Annotated in this window: 20 protein-coding genes and 1 pseudogene; 7 read left to right on the top strand and 14 right to left on the bottom strand. The window is 69.0% G+C overall.

All coding sequences use genetic code 11. From position 1 onward, the window contains the following. Window positions 1–68: 68 nt before the first annotated feature. The gene (locus AT699_RS20590; protein WP_024069686.1) at window positions 69–1,061 is read right to left on the bottom strand and encodes a DODA-type extradiol aromatic ring-opening family dioxygenase; all 993 of its coding nucleotides are present in this window, start codon (window positions 1,059–1,061) and stop codon (window positions 69–71) included. 248 nt (window positions 1,062–1,309) lie between these two features. Here AT699_RS20590 and AT699_RS20585 point away from each other — a divergent pair, with 248 nt between their 5' ends. Then, the gene (locus AT699_RS20585; protein ID WP_006384207.1) at window positions 1,310–2,437 is read left to right on the top strand and encodes a helix-turn-helix transcriptional regulator; all 1,128 of its coding nucleotides are present in this window, start codon (window positions 1,310–1,312) and stop codon (window positions 2,435–2,437) included. A gap of 49 nt (window positions 2,438–2,486) precedes the next feature. Here AT699_RS20585 and AT699_RS20580 read toward each other — a convergent pair whose 3' ends face one another. From AT699_RS20580 to AT699_RS20540, 9 genes are all read right to left on the bottom strand, one after another. Beyond that, window positions 2,487–3,371, bottom strand: a complete 885-nt coding sequence (locus AT699_RS20580) for an alpha/beta hydrolase (RefSeq protein ID WP_006384208.1) — start codon at window positions 3,369–3,371, stop codon at window positions 2,487–2,489. Window positions 3,372–3,587: 216 nt separating this feature from the next. Next, entirely contained in the window at window positions 3,588–4,697 is a 1,110-nt protein-coding gene (locus AT699_RS20575; protein WP_058207619.1) for an acyltransferase family protein, read from the bottom strand. Window positions 4,698–4,714: 17 nt separating this feature from the next. Then, on the bottom strand, window positions 4,715–5,542 hold the full coding sequence (locus AT699_RS20570) for a class D beta-lactamase OXA-114f (RefSeq protein WP_024069684.1): 828 nt from the start codon (window positions 5,540–5,542) through the stop codon (window positions 4,715–4,717). Window positions 5,543–5,580: 38 nt separating this feature from the next. Continuing rightward, complete coding sequence (locus tag AT699_RS20565; protein ID WP_024069683.1) at window positions 5,581–7,284, bottom strand: M56 family metallopeptidase; 1,704 nt, start codon at window positions 7,282–7,284, stop codon at window positions 5,581–5,583. Continuing rightward, window positions 7,281–7,670 (bottom strand): BlaI/MecI/CopY family transcriptional regulator, encoded by a 390-nt coding sequence (locus AT699_RS20560; protein ID WP_024069682.1) that lies wholly within the window; start codon window positions 7,668–7,670, stop codon window positions 7,281–7,283. The genes AT699_RS20565 and AT699_RS20560 overlap by 4 nt, the downstream gene beginning before the upstream one ends. Window positions 7,671–7,751: 81 nt before the next feature. Next, window positions 7,752–10,457, bottom strand: coding sequence for an autotransporter family protein (locus tag AT699_RS20555; RefSeq protein ID WP_024069681.1), 2,706 nt, complete (start codon window positions 10,455–10,457; stop codon window positions 7,752–7,754). Between the two features lie 73 nt (window positions 10,458–10,530). Beyond that, a complete protein-coding gene (locus AT699_RS20550) occupies window positions 10,531–11,772 on the bottom strand; it encodes a GGDEF domain-containing protein (RefSeq protein ID WP_058207440.1) in 1,242 nt (413 codons plus the stop codon). Window positions 11,773–11,885: 113 nt separating this feature from the next. Next, window positions 11,886–12,269 carry a VOC family protein gene (locus AT699_RS20545; RefSeq protein WP_006384929.1) on the bottom strand — a complete coding sequence of 128 codons (384 nt, stop codon included), beginning with the start codon at window positions 12,267–12,269 and terminating at the stop codon, window positions 11,886–11,888. Between the two features lie 142 nt (window positions 12,270–12,411). Further along, the gene (locus tag AT699_RS20540; protein WP_024069679.1) at window positions 12,412–13,137 is read right to left on the bottom strand and encodes a glutathione S-transferase family protein; all 726 of its coding nucleotides are present in this window, start codon (window positions 13,135–13,137) and stop codon (window positions 12,412–12,414) included. A 97-nt stretch (window positions 13,138–13,234) separates the two neighbouring features. Between AT699_RS20540 and AT699_RS20535 the strand changes: the two genes are divergently transcribed. Beyond that, window positions 13,235–14,143, top strand: coding sequence for a LysR substrate-binding domain-containing protein (locus AT699_RS20535; protein WP_024069678.1), 909 nt, complete (start codon window positions 13,235–13,237; stop codon window positions 14,141–14,143). Between the two features lie 51 nt (window positions 14,144–14,194). Continuing rightward, window positions 14,195–14,566 carry a four-helix bundle copper-binding protein gene (locus AT699_RS20530; RefSeq protein ID WP_232254276.1) on the top strand — a complete coding sequence of 124 codons (372 nt, stop codon included), beginning with the start codon at window positions 14,195–14,197 and terminating at the stop codon, window positions 14,564–14,566. A gap of 60 nt (window positions 14,567–14,626) precedes the next feature. Here the strand turns inward: AT699_RS20530 and AT699_RS20525 are convergent, their stop codons facing one another. Next, window positions 14,627–15,442 (bottom strand): IclR family transcriptional regulator, encoded by an 816-nt coding sequence (locus tag AT699_RS20525; protein WP_024069676.1) that lies wholly within the window; start codon window positions 15,440–15,442, stop codon window positions 14,627–14,629. Between the two features lie 122 nt (window positions 15,443–15,564). Here AT699_RS20525 and AT699_RS20520 point away from each other — a divergent pair, with 122 nt between their 5' ends. The 3 genes from AT699_RS20520 (at window position 15,565) to AT699_RS20510 (ending at window position 19,570) form a co-directional block, all read left to right on the top strand. Then, a complete protein-coding gene (locus AT699_RS20520) occupies window positions 15,565–16,371 on the top strand; it encodes an enoyl-CoA hydratase/isomerase family protein (protein ID WP_006384934.1) in 807 nt (268 codons plus the stop codon). Beyond that, entirely contained in the window at window positions 16,368–18,470 is a 2,103-nt protein-coding gene (locus AT699_RS20515) for an acetate--CoA ligase family protein (protein WP_024069675.1), read from the top strand. Before AT699_RS20520 ends, AT699_RS20515 begins: the two co-directional genes overlap by 4 nt. A gap of 104 nt (window positions 18,471–18,574) precedes the next feature. Further along, the gene (locus tag AT699_RS20510) at window positions 18,575–19,570 is read left to right on the top strand and encodes a tripartite tricarboxylate transporter substrate binding protein (protein ID WP_024069674.1); all 996 of its coding nucleotides are present in this window, start codon (window positions 18,575–18,577) and stop codon (window positions 19,568–19,570) included. A 61-nt stretch (window positions 19,571–19,631) separates the two neighbouring features. Here the strand turns inward: AT699_RS20510 and AT699_RS32255 are convergent. From AT699_RS32255 to AT699_RS31670, 3 genes and pseudogenes are all read right to left on the bottom strand, one after another. Beyond that, window positions 19,632–19,715: pseudogene (locus AT699_RS32255) on the bottom strand (VOC family protein); the annotation flags it as partial. Between the two features lie 12 nt (window positions 19,716–19,727). Further along, entirely contained in the window at window positions 19,728–20,684 is a 957-nt protein-coding gene (locus AT699_RS20505) for a DUF2332 domain-containing protein (protein WP_024069673.1), read from the bottom strand. 55 nt (window positions 20,685–20,739) lie between these two features. Next, window positions 20,740–20,895 carry a hypothetical protein gene (locus AT699_RS31670; protein ID WP_155523076.1) on the bottom strand — a complete coding sequence of 52 codons (156 nt, stop codon included), beginning with the start codon at window positions 20,893–20,895 and terminating at the stop codon, window positions 20,740–20,742. Window positions 20,896–21,322: 427 nt separating this feature from the next. On the opposite strand from AT699_RS31670, the gene AT699_RS20500 reads away from it, so the two are divergent. After that, window positions 21,323–21,904: a hypothetical protein gene (locus AT699_RS20500; RefSeq protein WP_024069672.1), complete on the top strand. Its 582-nt coding sequence runs from the start codon at window positions 21,323–21,325 to the stop codon at window positions 21,902–21,904. Window positions 21,905–22,042: the final 138 nt, after the last annotated feature.

Here is a 22,042-nt window from a genome sequence, read left to right as displayed (position 1 = left end):
TTCCTTTTGCGCCGGCCGTCTCGCCGGCGGCATGTTGAGAGATTGCCGAGGGGGGCGGGCGCGGCGGTTCAGGGCCGGGCCAGGCTCCTGGCGTAGCTGAGCAGCCCCACGCCGCCCATCCATTCCTGGACCGCCTCGTACATGACGATGTCTGCCGGCGCGTCGCGCATCGCGCCCATCAGCGCCGCCCACATGAGCATTTCGGCGCCCCCGGGTCCGGCGTCCTCGCGCACTTGCGCGTGGCGCAGCGCCAGCAGCGCCGCGCTGTCGCCGTCGGCCAGCCAGCGCAGCACCTGCCGGTCCCAGCCGACGTTGACCAGGTTCCGGCCGGAAGCGGCCATTTCGGCTTCACGCTGCAGGATCGCCAACGGCAGGTCCGGGTCTTGCGCGAACGCCGCCATGCCCTGGATCTGCCAGCGCAGCACGCGTTCCATGAGCGGATCGCCGGGGTGTTCCTCGTCCACCGTGATGGGCGGCCAATGGGACAGCCCGCCGCTGGCCATCAGTGCGATGCGCTCGCCGCGGCCCGCCAGCGCCTTGCGCACGGCCGCGCCCAGCGCGTGCGCCCGCCGCCAGGTGGGCAGCGGCGGCGCGAAACAGTTGATGAAGATCGGCACCACGGGAATGTCCGCGTCCGGCCACAGGTACTTGCGCGGCATGAGCACGTTGTGGACAAGTTCGGCCGATTCGCTACGGAACAGTTCGAACCCGTCATCCACCACGGACTGGTATATGGCTCGCGCCACGGCGGGGTGGCCTGGAATGGGCGCGCGCGGCATGCCCAGCCATGCCTCGGTGGCCAGCGTCGGGCCCCAGTGCGTGTCGCCCAGCGCGATGGCCATGCCCGGCATCGCGTGCAGCGTGTACATGTCGAAGTGATCGTTGACGAACGCCACGATCACGTTGGGGCGCGCCGCCGAGATCTGGCGCCTCACGGTCGCGAAGCCGTCCATCATGCGTTGCATCTGGTCGGCAGGCGGCTTGTCGGTCTGGCCGCCCAGTCCCGGCGTGTGGGTCATCGCGAACGCGGCCACGATCGGCGTATTCTGTTCTGGTGACATCGGTGGTCCTTGCTGTGCGTTGCCGCCGCGTCCCGCGGCGGGTAAGAGACGTGTCCGCCGCGCCGTCTGCTCCTCCTCAGGCGGCGCGGCTGGATGGACACGGTTCGGAGTATGGGCAGCGCGCCGGGGCTGGTCATCTCTCAAATTGCAGATGGCCGGGCCCGCCCGCGTTGCTGGCAAACCCCAGTTGCGCGGGGCCTGGAGTTGGCGGACGATTGGCGGCTTTCGGGTCGTTCGGTGCTCCGTCCATGGCCGTCAACGCGGTGTCTGATGCCTTTCTTCTCGATCTCTACGCGTGTTGCGCGGACGCGGGCCGGTGGACGCCGGTGCTGGACCGGCTATGCGGTGAAGTCGGCACCCTGTCCGCCGTGGTGCAGTGCATCGAACTCGATGGCGCGCGGGCGGTTCCCTATTGGGCCGCCTACGATTCGCGCATCGACATGGCCGCGTACCGCAGCGAGGTGTCGGACGCCAGCAACCCGCGGTTCGATTCCTGGCGCTTGCGCCGCGTGGCCTCGCGGCCCGGCCGCATCGCCACCGACCACGAATTGTTCCTGCCCGGGGAGACGGCCATCCGCGATCGGTTGCACGCGCAACTGCGCCGTGCCGGACTGGGGCGATTCATGGGAGCTATGGCGCCGCTGGGGGGCAACCGCTATGCTGCCCTGGTGCTGCATCGCGACCCGCGCGATGACCTGGATTTTTCGCCGCGCCACAAGGAGCGCCTGCGCAGGCTGATGCCGCATCTGCTGCAAGCGGCGGGACTGGCCCAGGCGGCGGCCGCCAGCCGCTGCGCGTCGACGCTGGTCGAGCACTATCTCGGCGCCTGGCCCCGCGCCCTGGCGCTGAGCGACGGGCGCGGCCGCGTATGGTGGGCCAATCGGCAGGCCCGGGCGCTGGACCATAGGTCGGTCGTCAGTCTGCGCGGCCAGCAGTTCAGTGCGCCGCCGTCGGCGCAGACGGCGCTGGTGGACGCCTTGTCCCACGCGTCGCAGACCAGCGAACCCGTTTTCCTGAAACTGACCGGCATACACGGAGCAATGCAGCTGGCGCTGCAGAGGCTGGATGGGCGCGGCGCGTCCGGGGAAGGGCTGGTGCTGGTTTCGTTCGTGGACGCGACGCAGCAGCACGGCCATTTTCCGATCGCCGCGCTGCGCGCGCTGTTCGGCCTGACGGAAGCGGAAGCGCGGCTGGCGAGCGCGCTGGTCGCGGGCAAGACGGTCGAGGCCTATGCGCGCGATCGCGGCGTGACGGTGGGAACGGCGCGTTATCAGTTGAACCAGGTGCTGGGCAAGGTCGGCGCGCGGCGCCAGGCGGATCTGGTCCGCCAGGTATTGTGCTCGGCCGCCGCGCTGGTGGTGCCAGGGCCCGACTGAATTCCGCCCGCCCGCGGACCACGGGATGCGGTCGGCGGGCGGGCCGCCATCACCCGGGGCGGCCGCTCAGCAGGAAGGCGCGCGCCCGCGCGATCCAGGGATGGCCGTCGTCCACGCAGCGGCTGCTGGCGGTGAAATGATCGTGGCCGGCCAGCAGGTCGAGGGCAACGGGCACCCCCGCCGCCTGCAACCGCTGCCGCATGTCGACCGCTTCGGCCGCGAGATTGCCCAGATCGTGCTCGCCGGCGGCGATATAGAAGGGCGGCGCTTGCGGATGCGCGTGCGACACGGGACTGGCCGCCTCCACGTCGGCGTCATTGGGGATGAAGCGGCGGCGTATCGCCAGCGCCGCCGCGCCGAAAGGCTGGTCCGGGTCGCAGGTCAGGTCGTACAGGCCGCTGATTGGCAGCACGCCCTTCACGACGTCGCCGGGCAGGCCCCATTCGCCCAGCCAGCGGCGGTCCAGGGCGGCCAGGCTGGCCAGATGTGCGCCGGCCGAATGGCCTCCCAGGAACAAGCGGTCCGGATCGCCGCCGTAGCGGGCGACATTGCGCCAGGCCCAATGCACCGCCGCGGCCACATCGCGCACGGCGGCGGGGTAGGCGTGGCCCGGGGCCACCCGGTACTCGACCGAAATGAACAAGGCCGGCGTGGCGCATATTGCCGGCGCCATGAAGCCCATCCATTCCTTGTAGCCGGTGGCGAAGGCGCCACCGTGCACGAACAGCAGGCTGGGCAGCGCGGCCGGGCATGCATGGGCGGGGGCATACAGGTCCAGGCGTTGGGCGGGATCCGAACCATGGGCGAGGTCGGGATGAAAGCGCAGATCCGGGCTGGCCGCGGCGCGGCGCGAGCGTTCCAGCACTGATTCGGCATAGGCCTGGCCGCCCGGCAGTCCGGCGGCGGGGCGAGGGGGCAGGGAATCGAAAGCCATGGTAGTCCTCCTGGTCAAGCATCCATGGCCCCACGGACGCGGCGGTGCTGCGCGTCATGGCGGGGCGGGTTAGCAGGGATTCTTGCGGCAGGAGGAGGCCGGCCACCGGCCAGCCTTGCGCTGGATGGTGGCCGTGCCGCGGGGCAAAGCGCGCAAATGATAGGCCGACAAGCGGGCCAGGGCAAGGTCCAGGAAGAAATGCCCGGCGTGGCGTCATCAGCGACGAGTGCGGTTGCCCCAAGTCCGCAGCCAGCGATTCAAGGGCGTGGAATAGACGCGCGCGACCCATATGCCCAGAAGGCACGAACCGATGAAGTAGCCCGGCAGCAGGGCGAGCCTGGCGTCGCCCGCCAGTTGCGCGGGCGGCAGCGCCGTGCGCAGCAGCCCCAGCACCAGCAGGTGCAGCAGGTAGATCTCGTAGCAGTCGCGGCCGCAGCGCATCAGCAGGCGCCGCGCCGGGCCGGGCGCCGAGGGGCTGGCCGCCGGCCCGCCGAGCAGCAGCAGGGCCGTTCCCACGGCGATGGCGCTGGCGCCAAGGATATTGCTCTGGCTGATCGGCCATGCCAGGTAGAGCGCGGCCATGGCGATCCCCACGAGCGCGCGGACCAGGGGGCGCCGCAGCGCCGGCCATGCGCGCCGCCGCGCCAGCGCCGCGGCGCAGCAGCCGATGGCGATCGCGTCGAAGCAGGCGGCATAGCCATACAGCCAGGCTTCGCCGGCGCCCTGATTGGCAAGACGGTAGAGCGGGCCGGCCGCGATCAGCAGCATGGCCAGCGCCAGCAGCAGCCAGGCGCGCCGCAACAGCACGTAGGCCAGCGGAAACAGCAGGTAGAAGGCCATTTCGACCGACAGCGACCACATCACGCCCAGGGGATAGTTGATCCATCCTTCCCGGATGACCAGCGCGTTCATCCAGGCCCCGAGCGCGGCGGCGTTGACGGTCCAGAGCGATACCGCGCTGTCGGCGCGGTTGCCGAACAGCGGCAGGCCGGCCAGCGCCAGCGCGTCGACCAGCAGCAGCGTCAGCACCAGCGTGGGCACGATCCGCGCCAGGCGCAGCAGCCAGAACGACGCCGGCCGGATGGCGTCCAGCCCGCCCCAGCGTTCGAGCGCGTTGCGGGTGATGAGAAATCCCGAGATGACGAAGAAGATCGTCACCGCGTAATTGCCGTTGCGCGCGACGGCGTGCAGCAGCGGCCAGCCCGGCGGGCCGCCCAGCGCCGTATCGCGCAGCGGATAGGCGATGTTGAAATGATGCAGCAGCACCAGCAGGATCGACAGGCCGCGCAGCGCGTCGATGCCGTCATCGCGCGTCGCGCCGTTCATGGCGGGGGCCGGCCGGATCACGGGCGCCACGCGCCGGCCATGGCCGGCCAGTCGCGCACCAGCTCGTCGCGGGCGCGCAGGCCGGCGTTGGGCCGGGTGGCGCGCTCATCCTGCAGCAGGCGGGCGTACACCAGCTGGCGGCCATCCTTGCGCGCCCAGCCGACGAACCAGCCGTAGGCATTGGCCGCCGTGTAGACGCCGTTGCTGCCGGGCGACCCGGTGCCGGTCTTGCCATACAGGCGCCAGCCATCGGCCTGGCCCACCTCGAAGAGGTTTTCGGCAAGCTCATAGGCGGCGGCCTTGACCGGCAATTGCCGATTCACCAGCTTGCGCAGGAAAGCCAGTTGTTCCAGCGGCGAAATGCGCAGCGACGAGATGATCCACGCGCCGTCGGTGCCGTTATGCTTGCCGGGCTCGCCCGAGACGTCCGCATTGCCGTAGCCGAACGCGCTGGTGTAGCGCTGGAAGCGGTCCTGTCCCAGCGCCTTGGCCGTCAGCTGTGAATACCAGACCACCGAATACTTGATCCAGCGCGCCGGATCGGTGGGCTGGCGCCAGGCGTCGCCGCCCCAGTCGGGATAGGCGGGCTGGTAGTTCCAGACCGGCTCGTGCGGGCCTTGCAGGATGCCGGCGTCGGCGCCCATCAGGGCGATGGCCAGCTTGAAGGTCGAGGCCGGCGTGTAGCGCTCGGCGCAGGCCTGCTGCGTGCCTTGCTGGAACAGGATGCGGCCGTCGGCGGCGTCGGCCACCACGGTGCACAGGACGGCGGCCTGGACGGGGCCGCCGCCCAGCGCGGACAGGGAAAGGGCTGCGCCAAGGGCGCACGAAAGGCGTCGAACGGTCATGGTCGATGAAGCGAAATGGGCAGGACGGATAAAAGGGTTCAGGCGTGGCCGGCGCGGCCGTTGAGCAGGACCAGCGTCAGGTCGCGGTCGTCGATATGCAGGCGCATCGCCAGGCAGCGTCCCGCTTCGGTTGAGTTGCCGGTCTTGGACAGGCGCACGTCCCAGTCCCGGGCGCCGACCAGCGGATTGGTGTTGTGATAGCTGAGCCGGCTGCCGGCCGCCTCGACCGTATCGGCAAGCGTGGTCGTGTCGCGCGCGATCTGCGGATAGGCGGCCGCCGCATCGATGATCCGGCCGATGTCGGCGGCGCTGGCGCGATTGGCGTTCGACAGGCCGGTCGCGTCCTGCAGCGTGGTGTGTTCCAGGCGCAGCGCGGCGGCCTTGCGTTGCAATGCCTCGGCGAACGCCGTTTCGCCGCCCGGATAGGCGCGGGCCAGGGCATGGGCGGCGCGGTTGTCCGATGCCATCAGCGCCAGCTTGAGCAGGGTGTCCAGCGTCACGCTGGCGCCGACCGGCAGCGGCGACGCGGCGCCCGAGGCGGTGGCCAAGGCATCGCGCTCGTCGATCCGGATGCGCCGCGACAGGTCTGGCGAAGTGTCCAGCACCACCATCGCGGTCACCAGCTTGGTGAGCGAGGCGATCGGCACGGCGTCGTTCTCGGCGCGGCCGAACAGCGTCGCGCCCGAGCGGCTGTCCAGCACCAGCACATGGGAGGCGCCACTGGCCTCGATCAGTGCCTGGACCCCCGGCATGCGTGCCATCAGTCGTTGCGCCTCTTGCGCCGACAGCGGCTGCGCCGGCCCGGCCGCCAGCGCCGACCAGGCGCCGAATCCGGCCAAGGCGCACGACATCGCCAGCGCCGGCAAGGCCACGGCGCGCCGGGCCGCGAGCGTGTCGGGACGCGCCAGGCGGCGGATGCGGTCGAGCAGGTCGCCGTCGCGCGCGGCGGGCGCCACCGGCGCCGGTGACTCGGTGGCGGCGCGCGCCAGGGCGTGCAGGGCCCGCGCCAGCGGCATGGGGCTGCCGATCAGGGTGGCCGCCATCTGGTCGGCGATGCGCTCGCGCTCGATCCGCAGGCGCCGCGACAGCCACCAGATCGACGGGTGAAAGAACAACAGCACCTCGGCCGCATGCTGCAGCAGGTTGACCAGGTAATCATGGCGGCGCACGTGGGCCAGTTCATGCGCCAGCAACGCGGCCAGCAGGTCCGCCGGCATGCCGGTGACGAGCGAGGCCGGCACCAGGATCACAGGCTTGAGCCAACCAGCCGTTACCGGCGTGGACAGGTTGCGCACCACGCGCAGGCCGACCGCGCGCGACAGCCGCAGGCGGCCGGCCATCCCGGCCACGCGCGCCTGCCAGGCGGGATCGGCCCAGGGCTGGCTGGCGCGCAGCACGCCACGCAGCCAACCCAGCCCCAACAGCACCCGCAGGGCCGCGAGCGCGCTGCCTGCCAGCCAGGCCGCCGCCAGCCACAACGGCCAGAGCGTGGCGGCCGCGCTCGATGCCGGCGCGGCCATGGGGGCGGGCAGGGCGCGCCAGGCGAGCGCCACGTCGGTTGCGCCGATGCCCACGCCGGCCAGCAGCGCCGCGCCCAGCAGCGCGTAGCGCAGCCGTGCATCGTCGCGACGGGTCAGGCACAGCAGCGCCAGCGTCGCCGCGTGCAGGCACAGGATCTTCCAGGCCAGCGCGGGCAGGCTGGCGCCGAGCGTCCAGGCCATGGCGAAGGCGGCGTCGCTCACAGCTTGTCGTCGCGCAGCAGGGCCTCGATCTCGGCCCGGTCTTTCCTGCTGACGTGGCCTTCGCGCAGGGCGGCCAGCACCAGGGCCTTGCCGGAGCCTGCGAAGGCCTTGCTGATCAGGTCCTTGACCAGGCCGCCCTGGGTCGCCTTCTGGCTCTGGGCGGCGGCATACACGTGCGAGCGCTCGGTTTCGTCGCGCGTCAGCAGGCCCTTGCCGTGCATGATCTGCATCAGCCGCAGCACGTTGGCGTAGGTGAGGCTGTCGCGCCCGGCCGCCATGGCCGCGTGGACCTGCTTGACGGTGGCCGGGCCGGTGCGCCACAAGGTTTGCAGGATATCGAGCTCGGCGTTGGTGGGCTTGCCGCCCGCCAGGGATTTCGCGGTCATGAAGGGATGGGTCCTGCGCAGATATAGAAAAAATGTTCTATATCCGGCAGGATAGGCGCTCTAGAAAATTCTGTCTAGATCCTAGAACATCATCCGGAAACCCACGGTGCCGGTGACGACGTAGCTGCCGGAGAAGTCCGCATCCGCGTCGACCTGGCCATAGACGGCATACCGCTTGCCCCAGGCGTAGTCGGCGCCCACGCCGAGATTGCCCCAGGTGCGCGACATGCGGCTTACCACCGGCACGTCCGCGACCTGGATCCGCGTGCCGTCCAGGAACTCGTGTTTCAGGTTGATCACGCCATAGACGTTGGACCGGCGGTCGCTCCCCGTCCCCTGGCCGTTGCTCCTGTAGTCCAGCGCGACGCCCAGGCGGCCTTGCAGGCTGTCGCCCTTGTCGCTTTCGACCCGCGCGCCGAACCTGTCGCTGAAGCGGTCAAAGCGCGTGGAGACATACGTCAGCTGCGCCTGCGGGACCAGGGCCAGGCCTTCGCGCAACCCGAACGCCTTGCCGGCTTCCAGGCCGAGTCCATAGCTTTGCGCCTTGCGGCCGTCCTTCAGCTTGCCCGCCAGGCGGGATTTCAGGTCGCTATCGAACCAGGTCGCCTGCGCCTGGGCGTCGACATAGACGCCGTCGCTGCCATACCAGGTCAGCGTGGGCGTCAGGCCGTAGCGGGTGGTGTCGATGGAGCCGTTGCCGTACACCGACGACACCCGGGTGTCGGAGGTGCCGTAGTGCAGGGCCAGCCCGCCCACCAGGCGCGAACCGTCCTCTTGGCCGGCCAGCACGCGGTCGACCCCGATCTGCATCTTCCAGTCGTCGATGTCCTGGCGCTGGCCGGTGGTGGACACGGCGGGTTCGAGGCGGCTGGTCGAGCCTTCCATGCGAGCCCACACCCCGTTGCGCCCGGCGCCCTGCGGATCGTAGAGACGATCGCCGACCCGCTGGCGCAGCGTGGGCAGCTTGCTCAGTTGCATCAGGGTGTTGGCGTAGGCTTCATACACCGGCACGCCGGGCTGGTACAACGGGCGTTGTCCGGCGGCCGGCGAACCGCCGGCTTGCGGCGCGCCAGGGTCGGCCAGGGACGACCGCAGATACCAACTGCCGTCGCCCGAGTCCTGTTGCAGCGTGTAGCCATAGGCGCCGGCCACCAGCGCCGGGCGTCCGCCGATCACGTAGTCACCGTTGGCAAGGTTGAATTGCCCTGCGGAAAGGCCGTTGACCTGCACGATCTGGATGCCGCGCTGGGTCTGCGCGCCGGCGCCGCCGATGTTCGTCACGGTGACCGGCGTGGTGCCCGCGGTGGCGCCGGTGATCACCAGCTTGTCGGTCGGCGAGTCATCGCCGCCCAGCCGGGTGCGGACTTCCAGGTTGCCGCCCTGCGCGGCGTAGTCGCCGGCAATCGTCAGCGTGCCGAAGCCGCTGCGCGGGCCCGGCGCGATGGTGCCTTTGTTGGTCGTCGCGCCGACGCGCCCGATCCCGGCCAGCCGCGCGCCGGCGAGCACGTCCACCGGTCCGCCGAGGACGCCATCGACCTGCAGCGTGCCGGCCTGCACCTGGGTGTTGCCGGTGAAGGCCGCGCTGTTGCCCGACAAGGTCAGCCTGCCGGCTCCCAGCTTGTTGAAGACGGACGTGCCCGAGAACGCGGTGCCCACGCCGACCTCGCGGCCGTTCGTGTCGAACCAGGCGCCGCCCGCCGCCACCGCCTGCGTGGCAAAGCCCTTCAGGAAATCGCCTTCGTCGCGGTTGGCGCGCAGGATGCCGCCGTCCAGATTGACGGTGACGTTGCCCGCGCCCTTGATGACCGAACCGGTCTCCAGCACGCCACGGCCGCTGGCGTCGCCTGTCAGGTTCAGCGTGCCGGTGGACGTGCCGTCAATGGCAACCCAGGTATCGCGGGCCGCGATGGCCAGCCCGCCTTTCGCCACGGTGAGCGATCCCGTGCCAGCCCAGCCGACATTGATGCGGTCGGTGGCCGAGAGGGTCGAGATGTCGCCTGTCGTGCTCGATACGGTGACCGTGCCGATGCCCCCTGCGTTCTGGCCGATGTAGATCGATGCCGGGGCGCCGGGCGAGGTCGAGGCCTCGGTATGCACCGTGGCGCCATCCTGGACAAGCAGTTCCCCGGTGCCGTCGAAACCAACGTAGATGTTGTTGAACGGGTTCCAGGCCGATGCGCGGCCCGATACCGTGACGTGTCCTTCGCTGCCGGTGTTCCAGCCGATCATCCCCTGGCCGCTGTGCACGGCGCCGCCATTGTCGATCTGCAGCGTGCCCTTGCCGCTGTCGCCAATCAAGAAGGCGTAGGTCGTGTCGAGATTCCAGGTCGATTTCGGCCCGGATACGATAGCCGTGCCGACACTGCCGGCACTGCTGCCAAGGGTGCCCGAGTAGCTTTGCGCCACGCCGCCGTCCAGAATCCGCAGTGTGCCGGTACTGCCCGGATCGGCGCCGATATACACGGGGCTGAGGCTGGTCCAGCTGGACGCCTTGCCGCTGCCGTCAACGCCCGTCACGGTCAGGGTGCCATCGCCGCCGTTGACATAGCCGATGAAGGCCCAATCGTTCCGCACAGACCCGCCATTGCTGATGGTCAGCGTGCCGGCGGCGGATTCTCCGACGGTCAGGTCTCCCCCTACCGTCCAGTCCGGCGAAACCAGTCCGGGCGTTACATCGCCGGTACCGGAGACGGACTGCGCGTTCGCGGGCTGCGCGAAGTTGGCCGCGGATGCGAGCAGGATTACCCACGTTGACAACACCGTACGATTGAAATTCTCTTCGACCACGACACATCCTCCCAGGTAGATTGCGCGCCGCACGCGAGCAGTACGGCATCCGACACGGTTTTTTTATAGGTGTTTACCCACGCTGGACGGCGGCGCGGGCTTCAAAGTCATGCGTGCTGCTTTCTCCACTCGCCGCGTCCCGGAACGCGGCCAGGCCCGGCCCGGCGTCCGCCTGCGCGTGACCCGCAACCGTGCAATTGCGTCCGCGTCGCTTCGCCGCGTAGAGCAGGTCGTCCGCGCGCTGGAGCGCGCTGGTGAAAGACTCGCCGGCCTGCGCCAGCGTCACCCCCATGCTGGCCGTGAAACGCGAATCGGGAGCCTGCGGCGCCCAGCGCTGCGCGACGAAATCCGCGCGGATCTCCTCGGCGATCGCGGCGGCGCTTGCCAGATCGGCCACGGGCAGCAGCAGCAGGAATTCTTCTCCGCCCAGGCGGGCGGCATGAGCCTGGGCGTGCGCCCGCGGCCGCAGCAGGGCGCCGAATCGCGCCAGCACCATGTCGCCAAACGGGTGGCCGAACCTATCGTTGATGCGCTTGAAGTTGTCGATGTCGGCCATGATCAGCGCGGTCGGCGTCGGGCCATCCGATAGCGGGCGCGCGGAACTGGAAGCGAGCAGGTTGTCCAGGCCCTGCCGGTTCAGCAGGCCCGTCAGCGCGTCGGTATGGGCGTGGCGGCGGTATTTCTCTATGGCGTCGTAGCTCGTCGCGATGAACACCGCGAAGGTCAGCACGATGCTCCCGAGCAGCCCGGTGTACTGGATCAGGATGCCCCACACGGACGTGCGCCATTCTCCCGCCGCGAGCGCGGGCGTCGGCGCGGCGAGGTACAGGATGCACTGGCCCGTCAGCACCAGCGCGATGAAGAGGAAAGCGGCGGTGAGCACCCTGTCCGAGGTGGTCGCGGCGTGCCTGGCGAAGGACAGCGTGGCGCGCCAGGTCACCAGCGCGCAACAGGCCTGGACGAAGAACGTTTCCAGCTTCGCGCTGGCGAACAGCACCACCGAGACCACCACCATCGCCGTCGAGGCTAGCAGGATCGCAACGTCAAAGCAGGGCGGCGCGTGGCGGCCGCGGCGGCCCTGCAGCGCGCGACAGGCCAGGATGACACCGCCCAGGATGAAGGCATCCTCGACCACCTGCTTGTACGGCGCCAGCCCGCCGGCCTGCACCAGCATGATGGCGTAGCCCGCGCCCAGGCAAGCCAGGGCGCCGCCCCAGCGCAGCGTGTTGAAGCCGATGAAGTGCGCGGCGCAGAGGCCGGCTGCGCACATCAGGATCGCCGCGGGCACGGACCACTCGAGAAGGGTTGCGGGCATGGCAGGGATAGGTGAAACGAACCAGTCCGGCACATGCCCGACCGACACAATCTGTGTCGAAAAAGATTACAGTGTGTCGCAATGTATCGCCAGCATGCAACAGTCAAGGATTGTCAAGCGTGATGGCACACCGCTTCGACGTTGTAGCCGTCGGGATCCAGGATGAAGGCGCCGTAATAGTGCGGGTGGTATTGCGGACGCAGCCCGGGGCCGCCGTTGTCGCGCCCGCCGGCCGCCAGCGCCGCGCGATGGAACGCATCCACCTCGGCCCGGTTGCGGGCGCGAAACGCTACATGCACGCGCGGCGTGCTGGGCGTGCCCTGGTGGATCCAGAATTCGCCGCCCGGGTCGCCGGCGTCGTCCGCCTGACCCACGCCGAAGCCCATGCCGGTGGACAGCTGCTTGCGCGGCACGTGGCCCAAGGCCGCCAGCGCTTGCAGGTAGAAGGCGCGGCTGCGTTCGAAGTCGCTCACGTGCAATTCGACATGATCCAACATATCGCTTTCTCCGGAGGTTGGCCGCCAGGGGCCGGACCTGCCAGCATAGGCCCGGCGACAGGGCAGGGGCGCTTCGATTTGCAACCTGGGCGCCGCGCCCCGCGCGCTGACACGCTTCGGCGCGGATAACGCCGCGTCCGCGTCACGCCGCGGCGCCGCCCGTATCGCGCAGTACCTGTTCGAGCGGGACCAGGCCCGTCATGGCGCCGCTGCCGATCGCCGGCTTGCCGTCTTCGATCGCCAAGGCGAAGCGAAACGCGGGATCGGCCTCGATGCGCCGGCGCAGTTCCAGGATGCGCGGATAGTCCCGCGGCTCGATCGCCTGATGGAAGTCGGCCCAGCGCGCCACGGCCGCGAACACCGCGTCCGCCAGCGTCGGCCGGCCGCCCAGCAGATAGTCGCTGTCGCCCATCATCGCTTCGAATTGCGCATGCCGCAGGGCGACGAATTGGCGGCCGAACTTGCGCAGGGTTTCCTTCTCGCCTTCGGTGGCTTCCTGCGCTTCCAGCGCGACCCACATGGGATAGAAGGCGCCGGTGAAGCCGGTGTTGAGAAAGGCCAGGTACTGGTGCAGCCGGTCGGCCTGCCGCGTGCCGGGCTCGAAGCTGATGCGTCTTTCGGTGTCGCGCGCCTCCAGCCACAGGGCGATCGCCATCGTTTCGGTGATGACCTGGCCTGCTTCGGTGATCAGCACCGGCGTTTCCACCCGGCCATTCAAGCGCTTGTAGGCGTCGGAGCGCATCTCGCCCAGCATGTCCACCCGGGTGATGCGATAAGGCTGGCCCAGCCATTCAAAGGCGGTCACGAGCCCGGCCGAGCTGCCCAGGGGAAAGCCGGCCGCGAGGATCGGTCCAGATGTGGGATTCATTTTCATTGCTCCGTTGGTTGACGCCTGGAAATATACGTTCGTGGACATTGATTGAATATATGGATAAATTGCGACTCAAAGTCCACAAATAGAGACCATGATGTTGAACCTGAACGATCTGCATTTTTTCGCCCAGGCGGTCGACAGCGGCGGTTTCGCCGCGGCCGCCCGGCGGCTCGGCTGTCCAAAGTCCACGGTCAGCAAACGGGTTGCGACGCTGGAAACAGCGCTTGGCGTGCAGCTGCTGCACCGCACGTCGCGCAGCTTCACGCTGACCGACGTCGGGCGCGACGTGTACGACCACGCCCGCGCGGTGATGATCGAGGCGCAGGCCGCCGAAACGGTGGTGCATCGGCGGCTGGCGGAGCCAAGCGGCACCGTGCGGATCACGGCATCGGTTCCCGTTGCGCAGTTTCAGCTCGCGGATCGCCTGCCCGTGCTGGCGCGGCGGTATCCGAAGCTGCGCATCCAGTTGCACGTCACCGACCGCTTCGTCGATCTGGTGCAAGAGGGCTTCGACATCGCCATCCGCAGCCATTTCGCGGCGCTGCCGGACTCGGACCTGGTGCAGCGGCGCATGGCCGAGGAGCCGATCACGCTGGTGGCCGCGCCGTCCTACGTCGCCGAGCGCGGCGCGCCGCAAGCGCCGCAGGCCTTGGGCGATCACGACGGACTGATGGCCGGCATGGCGACGAAGTCCTGGCGATTGGGCGACGCGAGCGGCCACATCGTGGAGGTCGCGCCGCGCCCGCGCTTGCATGCCGACGAATCCACGGCATTGATGCAGGCCGCGCAGGCGGGACTCGGCATCGTCTGCCTGCCGCGGACGATCTCGGCGCAGGCCGTGAGCGAGGGAACATTAATGCGGGTCTTGCCGGCCTGGACCGCCGGCCGCGTGACGACAACGATCTTGACGCCGCACAAACGTGGCCAGCTACCCGCCGTGCGCGCGGTGATCGATTTCCTGACGCAGGCAGAGGGTGCCGGCGATGGCGCGGTGGCCTGATCCTGACGGCTAAATACGCGCGAGGCAGGCCCTCGCCCCCCGGCATGGCGTTTGCTGGACAGGTTCGTCCCGATCAAACACAAGGAGGACACCATGCCTGGACATGACAAGGATATCGAGGCGTGTACGCGCCTTTGCCTCGACTGCTATCGGACCTGCCTGCAGACCGCGTCGCAGCATTGCCTGGAGGCCGGCGGCGAGCACGTCGAGCCAGGGCATTTTCGCCTGATGCTCGCATGCGCCGAGATCTGCCGGACGGCCGCCCACACGATGCTCATCGGCATCGAGCAGCATGGCAGAGTCTGCGCCGCATGCGCCGAAATCTGCCGCGCCTGCGCGCAAAGCTGCGCCGGCGTGAGTGACATGGCGGAGTGTGAGCAAGCCTGCAAGCGCTGCGCGCAGGCGTGCGAAAAAATGGGGTAGCGGCCGGCGCCAAAGTCGCCATGCGGGCGCGGCGGGAGCCTCTTACCGGATGAGGCCGCGTCAATCTTCGATCCCGACCGCCAGTTCATGCAGGATGCGCGCCTTCAAGGCCAGCAAGGCCGGTGCATGGCGTTGTTCCACGGCGGCAAGCGGCTCGTCGGTGGCCAGGCTCAGGTTCAATGCCAGGGCCGGGCCGCCGATACCTTCCAACGGCGTCGCGAGCGCGATGACGCCCGGTTGCCACGAGGCCGCGCAATAGCCCCGGGTCGACACCTTGGCGATCGCGCGCTCGATGTCCAGGCGGATCGGCTTCCAGGAGGCGCTGCGGTAGCCGTGCATGATCCGCGCCAGCAGTTCGCCGCGCGCCGCGCCGTCCAGCGTGGCGAGGTAGGCGCGTCCCAGCGAGGTCAGTTCGATCGGCACGCGCTGGCCGGCGACGACGGTGCGCAGCGAGGCCTTGCGGTTGTAGCGGATCGATTCCAGGTAGACCATTTCGGCGCGGTCGGCGCTGGCCAGGCCCACGTTGACGTGGCGCTTGAGCGACAGCTCGCGCATCAGCGGTGTCGCGGTCCGTAAAACCGGCGAGGCCGCGCGCATCGCGTGCCCCAGGCTGAGTACCGGCGCGGCCAGGCGGTAGGCGCGCGCGCGCCGATCGTGTTCCAGGAAGCCGCTGGTCACCAGGGTCTGGGTCAGGCGGCTGACCGTTGCCGCGGACAGGCCGGTGCGTTCGGCCAGTTCGCCGTTGCCGAGCAGGTCGGTGCCGGGCCTGAACGCGCGCAGGATTTCCAGCCCGCGCTCGAGCGACCGGTTCTGGCTGACGCCATCAAAGCGCGGGCGCCTGTCGGTGGGCGGTCGGGCGGGCTGTCTTGCGGTCATTCAATTCCACTCTATGGAAATAGGGGCGTGCCAGCCCCCCAATGTAGCGCCTACCGTGTCGTCATGCCAGAAGAAAGCTGCCCCGCCGGGCAGGACCGATCGAACAGCAACGGAGCGAGACGATGGCGGACTACGAATTCATCACACTGCAACGACATGAAGGGGTGGCGACGCTGACGCTGAACCGGCCCGAAAAACGCAATGCGATCAGCGATGCCATGCGCACCGAACTGATCCACGCGCTGGAGGCGGTGGCGCAGGACCGCGCCGTCCGGGCATTGGTGCTGACGGGGGCGGGAAAGGGGTTCTGCGCCGGCGGTGACATCGCCGGCATGCAGCGTCGCATCGAGGCGCCTGCCGGCGAGGTGGCGTTCAACGGGTGGTCGCGGCAGCAGCGGGTCCATCACGCCGTCAGCCTGCTGTACCACATGCCCAAGCCCACCATCGCCGCCGTGAACGGCGCGGCGGCCGGCCTGGGCGCGGACACGGCGTTGAGCTGTGATTTCATCGTGGCGTCCGAGCAGGCCTCCTTTGCCTGGAGCTACATCGCGCGAGGCCTGATCCCCGACGGCGGCGGCATGTATTTCCTGCCGCGCCGCGTCGGCCTGGCGCGCGCCAAGGAGTTGATCTACTCGGGCCGCAGGGTGTCGGCGGACGAAGCGCTGAAGCTGGGCATTGCCGACCGGCTGGCGCGGCCAGGAGACGAACTGGCCATGGCCCAGGGCTGGGCCGCCGAACTGTCCCGGGGCTCGGCCACGGCGCTCGCGCTTGGCAAGTCCATCCTGGATCAGAGTTCCGAACTGTCGGCCGACCAGGTGTTCGCCATGGGCAGCCAGGCGCAGGGTATCTGCTATACCAGCACCGAACACCGTGAGTCGGTGGCGGCGTTCCTGGCCGGCATGGCGCAGGCCAGGGAGCAGGCCCGATGAACCGCGTATGGCAATTGCTGCGGCCCCGCAGCGTGGCGGTGGTGGGCGCGTCGGCCGATCCGGCCAAGACGGCGGGCAGGCCGATCGCCTATCTGCGCAAGCATGGCTTTGACGGGCGCATCTATCCCGTCAACCCGAAGGCGGCCGAGATCGAGGGCCTGCGCTGCTACCCCGATGTACGGTCGTTGCCGGAAGCGCCCGACGTGGCCATCGTGCTGCTCGGCGCGCAACGCACCCAGCAGGCCATCCGTGAACTGGCCGGGATCGGCGCGGGCGCCGCCATCGTCCTGGCCAGCGGCTATTCGGAGACCGGCGAGGAGGGCGCGCGGCGGCAACGCGAACTGCGCGACGCCGCCGGCGCGATGCGGATCCTGGGGCCGAACACGATCGGGCTGGTCAACCTGACCGACCGCATCACGTTGTCGGCCAGCGGCGCCCTGGCGGCGGATCAGCTGGTCGGCGGCGGGATCGGGCTGGTATCGCAGAGCGGGGGGATTCTGGGCGCGCTGCTGTCGCGCGCCACCGCCCGCGGCATCGGATTTTCCAAGCTGATCTCCACCAGCAACGAAGTCGACCTGGACCTGGCGGATTTCATCGGCGCGCTGGCCGATGATCCGGCGACCCGGGTGATTGCGCTCTATGTCGAGACCATCCGCCACCCCGCCGCGTTTCGCGCCGCGGCGCGCAAGGCGATCCGGGCCGGCAAGCCGATCGTGGCCTTCAAGATAGGCCGTTCCGACTCGGGCGCGCAGGCCGCGGCGTCGCACACCGGCGCGCTGGCGGGGGCCGACGCCATGTATGACGCGCTGTTCGAGGAAGCCGGCATCATCCGCGCGCAGGCGTTTTCCGATCTGCTCGATATTCCGGCGGCGCTGGCGAGCGGGAGCCGGCTGGCGGGGCGCCGTATCGCCGTCCTGACGTCGACGGGCGGGGCCGGCACGCTGGTGGCCGACTGCCTTGGGTTGGCGGGCTTCGAACTGCCCGCGCCCGACGCGCCCACCGGCGCGGCCCTGCGGGCGCTGCAGACGGGCGAGCACGCGGCGCTGGACCGCAATCCCATCGACGTGACGCTGGCCGGCCTGCAGCCCGATGTGCTGCGCGGCGCCGTGCGCGCCGTCCTCGAGAGCGACGGGTATGACGCGCTCGTCGCCATCGCGGGATCCTCCGCTGTCGCCCAGCCGGAGTTGCTGGCCAATGCGTTGAGGGATGCGCTTGTTCCCGGCGCCAAACCCGTGGTGGCCTATATCAGTCCGCATGCGCCGCGGGCGGCCGAGTTGCTCAGTCGCCAGGGGATTGCCGCGTTCCAGTCCCCGGAAAGCGTCAGTGCGGCACTGGCGGCGATGTGGCGGGTCCACGCGCCGGCGCGGCCGCCCGCGGCCGACTCCACGGCGCCGTCGCCGGCGCCGGTGTCGTGCCCCGAGCACGGCTCCCTGGACGAAGCCCAGGCCAAAGCCCTGTTCGCGCGGTTTGGCGTGCCCGGCGTGCGCGAGATCGCGGTGCGTTCACCGGCCGAGGCGGTCGAGGCCGCCAGGCAATTGGGACCGCGCGTGGTTCTGAAGTTGCTGTCCGGCGACATTCTGCACAAGAGCGAGGTCGGCGGGGTGGCGGTCAATCTGACGCCCGACGAGATCGGGCCGCGCCTGCGGCGGATGGCCGCGGACGTGCAGCGCCACACGGGGCGGGTGGCCGAGGCGTTCCTGGTGCAGGAGATGGTGGCGGGAGCGGCCGAAGTCATCCTGGGCGTTCATCGCGATCCGCTTGGCACGGCGATTCTGCTGGGAATGGGCGGCGTGGTGGCCGAGCTGATCCGTGACACCACGCTGTTGCTGCTGCCCGAGGATGGCGCGGCCCTGACGGCATGGCAGGTCGAGGCCGCCCTGCGGCGGCTGAAGACCTGGCCGTTGCTCGATGGCTACCGGGGGCGTGACCGCGCCGATGTGCCCGCCCTGGTCGACGCCGTGCTCGCGTTTGCGCGGATGGCGCAAGCCCTGGGCGACCGGCTGGTCGAGGCCGAGATCAACCCGCTGTTCGTCAGGCCGCTCGGTCAGGGCGTCCGCGCGGCCGACGCCATTGCGATCATCGGCGCGGGCGCGGCCTGATTTCGATGGATGGAATTGGCGGGATGGCAGGCGGCCCTGGCATCCCTACACTTTTTCAAGGCGCCGCGAGCAGATCGGCGCTGGACAATACCAGGAGACAAATCATGAAGAACCAATGGATCCGGGCGCGCGGCGCCAAGGGGCTTGCCGCCGCGTTGGCGGCGCTGACTGCGATGGCGATGCCCTTGCTGGCGCGGGCCGCCTTTCCGGAGCGGCCGCTGCGCATCGTCGTGCCGTTCACGCCGGGCGGCGGCACCGATATCATCGCGCGCCAGTTGGCCAAGGGCCTGACCGATGCGCTGGGCCAATCCGTCATTGTCGAGAACCGGCCGGGCGGCAGCACGATCATAGGCACCGAGAACGTGGCCAAAAGCCCGGCGGACGGCTATAGCCTGTTGATGGCGACCTTCGCGCATGCCGTGAATCCCGCCATCCACAAGAAGCTGCCCTATGACACCGACAAGGCGTTCGCGCCGGTCGCGCTGATCGGCAAGTCGCCCAACGTGCTGGTGGTGTCGCCGAAGTCCAGGTTCAAGAGCGTGCAGGACATCCTGGCGTATGCCCGCGCCCATCCCGGCAAGCTGACCTTCGGGTCCTATGGCAACGGCACGTCCGCGCACCTGGCCGGGGAAATGTTCAAGAGCCTGGGCAAGGTGGATATCCTGCATGTGCCCTACAAGGGCGCGGGACCGGGCATCAACGACTTGATGGGCGGGCAGATCGATATGATCTTCTCGACCTCGGCCAGTGTCAGCGGCCAGATCAAGAACGGCCAGTTGCGCGCGCTGGCGGTGACGACCAAGGATCGCTCGCCATCCTATCCGGGCGTGCCGACGGTGGCGGAGTCGGGGGTGCCGGGGTATTTCGTCGACAGCTGGTATGGCGTGTTCGTGCCCGAGGGGACGCCCAAGGACGTCATCGATCGCTTGAATGGCGCCATCAAGACGGTGTCGGCAAATGCGGATTTCCAGGCGGCGCTGCAATTGGAGGGGCTGGTTGCCGAGGTGGGGACGCCGCAGGCGCTGGGCAGTTATGTCAAGGACGAAGAGGAGCGCTGGACCACGATCGTTCAGCAGGCGGGGATCCGCGACATGCCTTAGCGGCATGGCGATTGCGCGCCCGGGCGGGACGCGCATTCCCTTTCAACCCGGCGGGAGATGGTCAAACGGCTTCCAGGTTGTGGCCGTCAGGCCCGATGACAAAGGCGGCGTAGTAGTGGGGATGATAGTGCGGGCGCAGCCCCGGGGGGACCGTCAATCACAGCCATTGCAATGTGGCGCCATGCGGATCGGTCCAGGCGAGGGGGGTTCCGGCAACGCATAGCAAGAACATGCCCGGGGGCTGTTGCGCCGTGTCGGGCAGGAATTGAGGGAAGACCAGCGGGCTTTCGTTGCTGATCCAAATGCAGCGTGACGCCAGCATTGCCCGCGCGAATTCATTGCGCTGCGCCTGATCGGTCACATAGTTGAGGACGGCTGAGTGATACACCACGACGGTGGCATCTGCTGGCGCTTGCGCGACCACAGAGGCAAGGTCGCGCAGCAGATCGCCTCTGATGATCCGGGGCGGTTCGCGCCGACAGATGCGCAGCGCTGACCGAAGCCGTGCGAGCCGATGCTCGTCCTCGGGCCAGACAAGGGTTTCGAGCCATTTCAAATCTGCGTCGAGGCGGACATCGATCGGGCTTAAGTCCAGCCCCGCCCGCCACACAATGTCTGGATACCTGCGGGGCAGCGGTGGCGTGCCGGTGACCGCGCAGGACAGGACGGGGTAGTCCGAAACGCCCACGTCCGGTGTCAGGCGCTGCACGCCCCAGTCGTAGCCATACTTTTCCATCAGCAGGCATAGTCCCGCCGAGGCGCCCACCTCGATCAACGCAATCTTGCCCGGGATCGTGGCGATGGCGGGCATCAGTACCGCGCAGCGCCCGGGTTCGTTGGTCTGGGTGGAGCGGGCCAGCATGAGCGCGCGAATTTCAGCGCCATGGCGCGCCAGCGCCGCATCGAATTCCGCAGGTGATCGAGGCAAGCCCGCCGTATGCCGCAGCGCCGCGAACAGCAGGTTGGGCTGCTGCTTATCGGAAGGCAATCCGCGGAGAAATGTCAATGCGGAAAACGACTTCGCCACATGGAATGCCCATTGTTCGTACAACGGCGATCGCCCAGCAGCTTCGATTTTGGCAAACCTCAGATAGCGGTCGGCTATTCGATCCATGCCATGTCCTCTCCGGATGAATCAGGGCAGATTAGCATCGTCCCGCAACATCGACTCAGGGGGAGAATTCGCCGATATCGCTCCCCGGCGTCCCCGGCAGGACATCACGATGCCGCGCGACGAAACAGGCGAACATCACGGTGAACCGACCGGCGGCCGGGTTGCGATCCGCGACGGTCGCGACCCGGATGTCAGGTATCAGGATTCGCATGGCCAGGCGTATGAGGCGGGTTGGCCAGCGCCTGCGCGCGTAGCAATTCCCGCGTCCTCTGCGCGGTCCTCGGATGATCGGTACTGAGGCTTGCCCGGACTTGGAGCTTCAAGGACTTCTTGTGCAATCGTGCCGTCCGCAGGCGCGGCATGCACTCGCCGCGCTATGTCCGGGAGGCTGGTATCGCGGAATGCGGCGTCCGTGAGGAGCGTGTGCAATGGAGACGATGCCGAGGCGGCGCATTCCGCAATGAGTCTCCCAGATATTGATCGCCGCGGGCAGCCGGCTATCGGAGAGATGCCACTGCCCGCCGATGTCGCGCCAAACCGGGGGCCACGCGGCCACCTTCGCGGCTATAGTGTTGTGCCGTTCCGACCTCCCGTCCTGGCGGCGGGCCGGGACTTGTCTTTTGATTCAGGAAACTTGCATGACCATGACCGCCGAACAGTTCCACAAACGCATATGGGAGATCCTGGACCCCGTGGACGCCGCGTATTTCGAGGTGGTGGCCGCGCCCGCGCCCGATGCGGCCGCGATCGCGAGCCTGGAGGCCGCTGTCGGGTTCGCGCTGCCGGCGGCGTTCGCGGCCTTTTGCCAGCGCACCAACGGCCTGTGCGTGATGGCGCGCGAGGAAGTCTGGCCGCGCGCCAAGGAGTTCGAAGTCGGCCCGGCCTGGACCTTCTGGCGCGGCGTGGTGCTGTTGGGCATCGATGCGCCGGAGTTGCCTGAATGGGCCAGCATTTCGGCGCAACAGCGTCAGCTTGCCGAGGCCGGTCTGCCCGGCATCCTGCCGGTGCTGAAGATCGTGGGCGACGGCAGCCGGATCTGGGGCGTGGACCAGGCGGGGGCCGTCGTGGCGATCGACGACGGGGCTGATCCGGAGCCGGTGGGCGGCGATCTCATCGATCTTTATGCCGAGCAGATCGCCGACCTGATGCAGCGCCAGCAGGACATGGCGCTGCGACTGGCCGAACGCGCCAAGCACAAGCACGGCAAGCTGCCGGGATAGCGGGGCAGCGGAGCGCGGGGTCAGCGCGTGGACGCTGCCGTTTGGGGCGGATCGAAGGCCCGGACCGGCGGCAATGGTCCGTCATGGCGCTCAACCTGCACCGCCGTCAACTGGCCGCCGCAACCCTGCGCCAGCGAC

This window comes from Achromobacter xylosoxidans (genome assembly GCF_001457475.1).
Taxonomy (GTDB): domain Bacteria; phylum Pseudomonadota; class Gammaproteobacteria; order Burkholderiales; family Burkholderiaceae_B; genus Achromobacter; species Achromobacter xylosoxidans.
The sequence above is the reverse complement of the archived record's forward strand: the minus strand, read 5'-3'. Positions and strand labels throughout refer to the sequence as shown.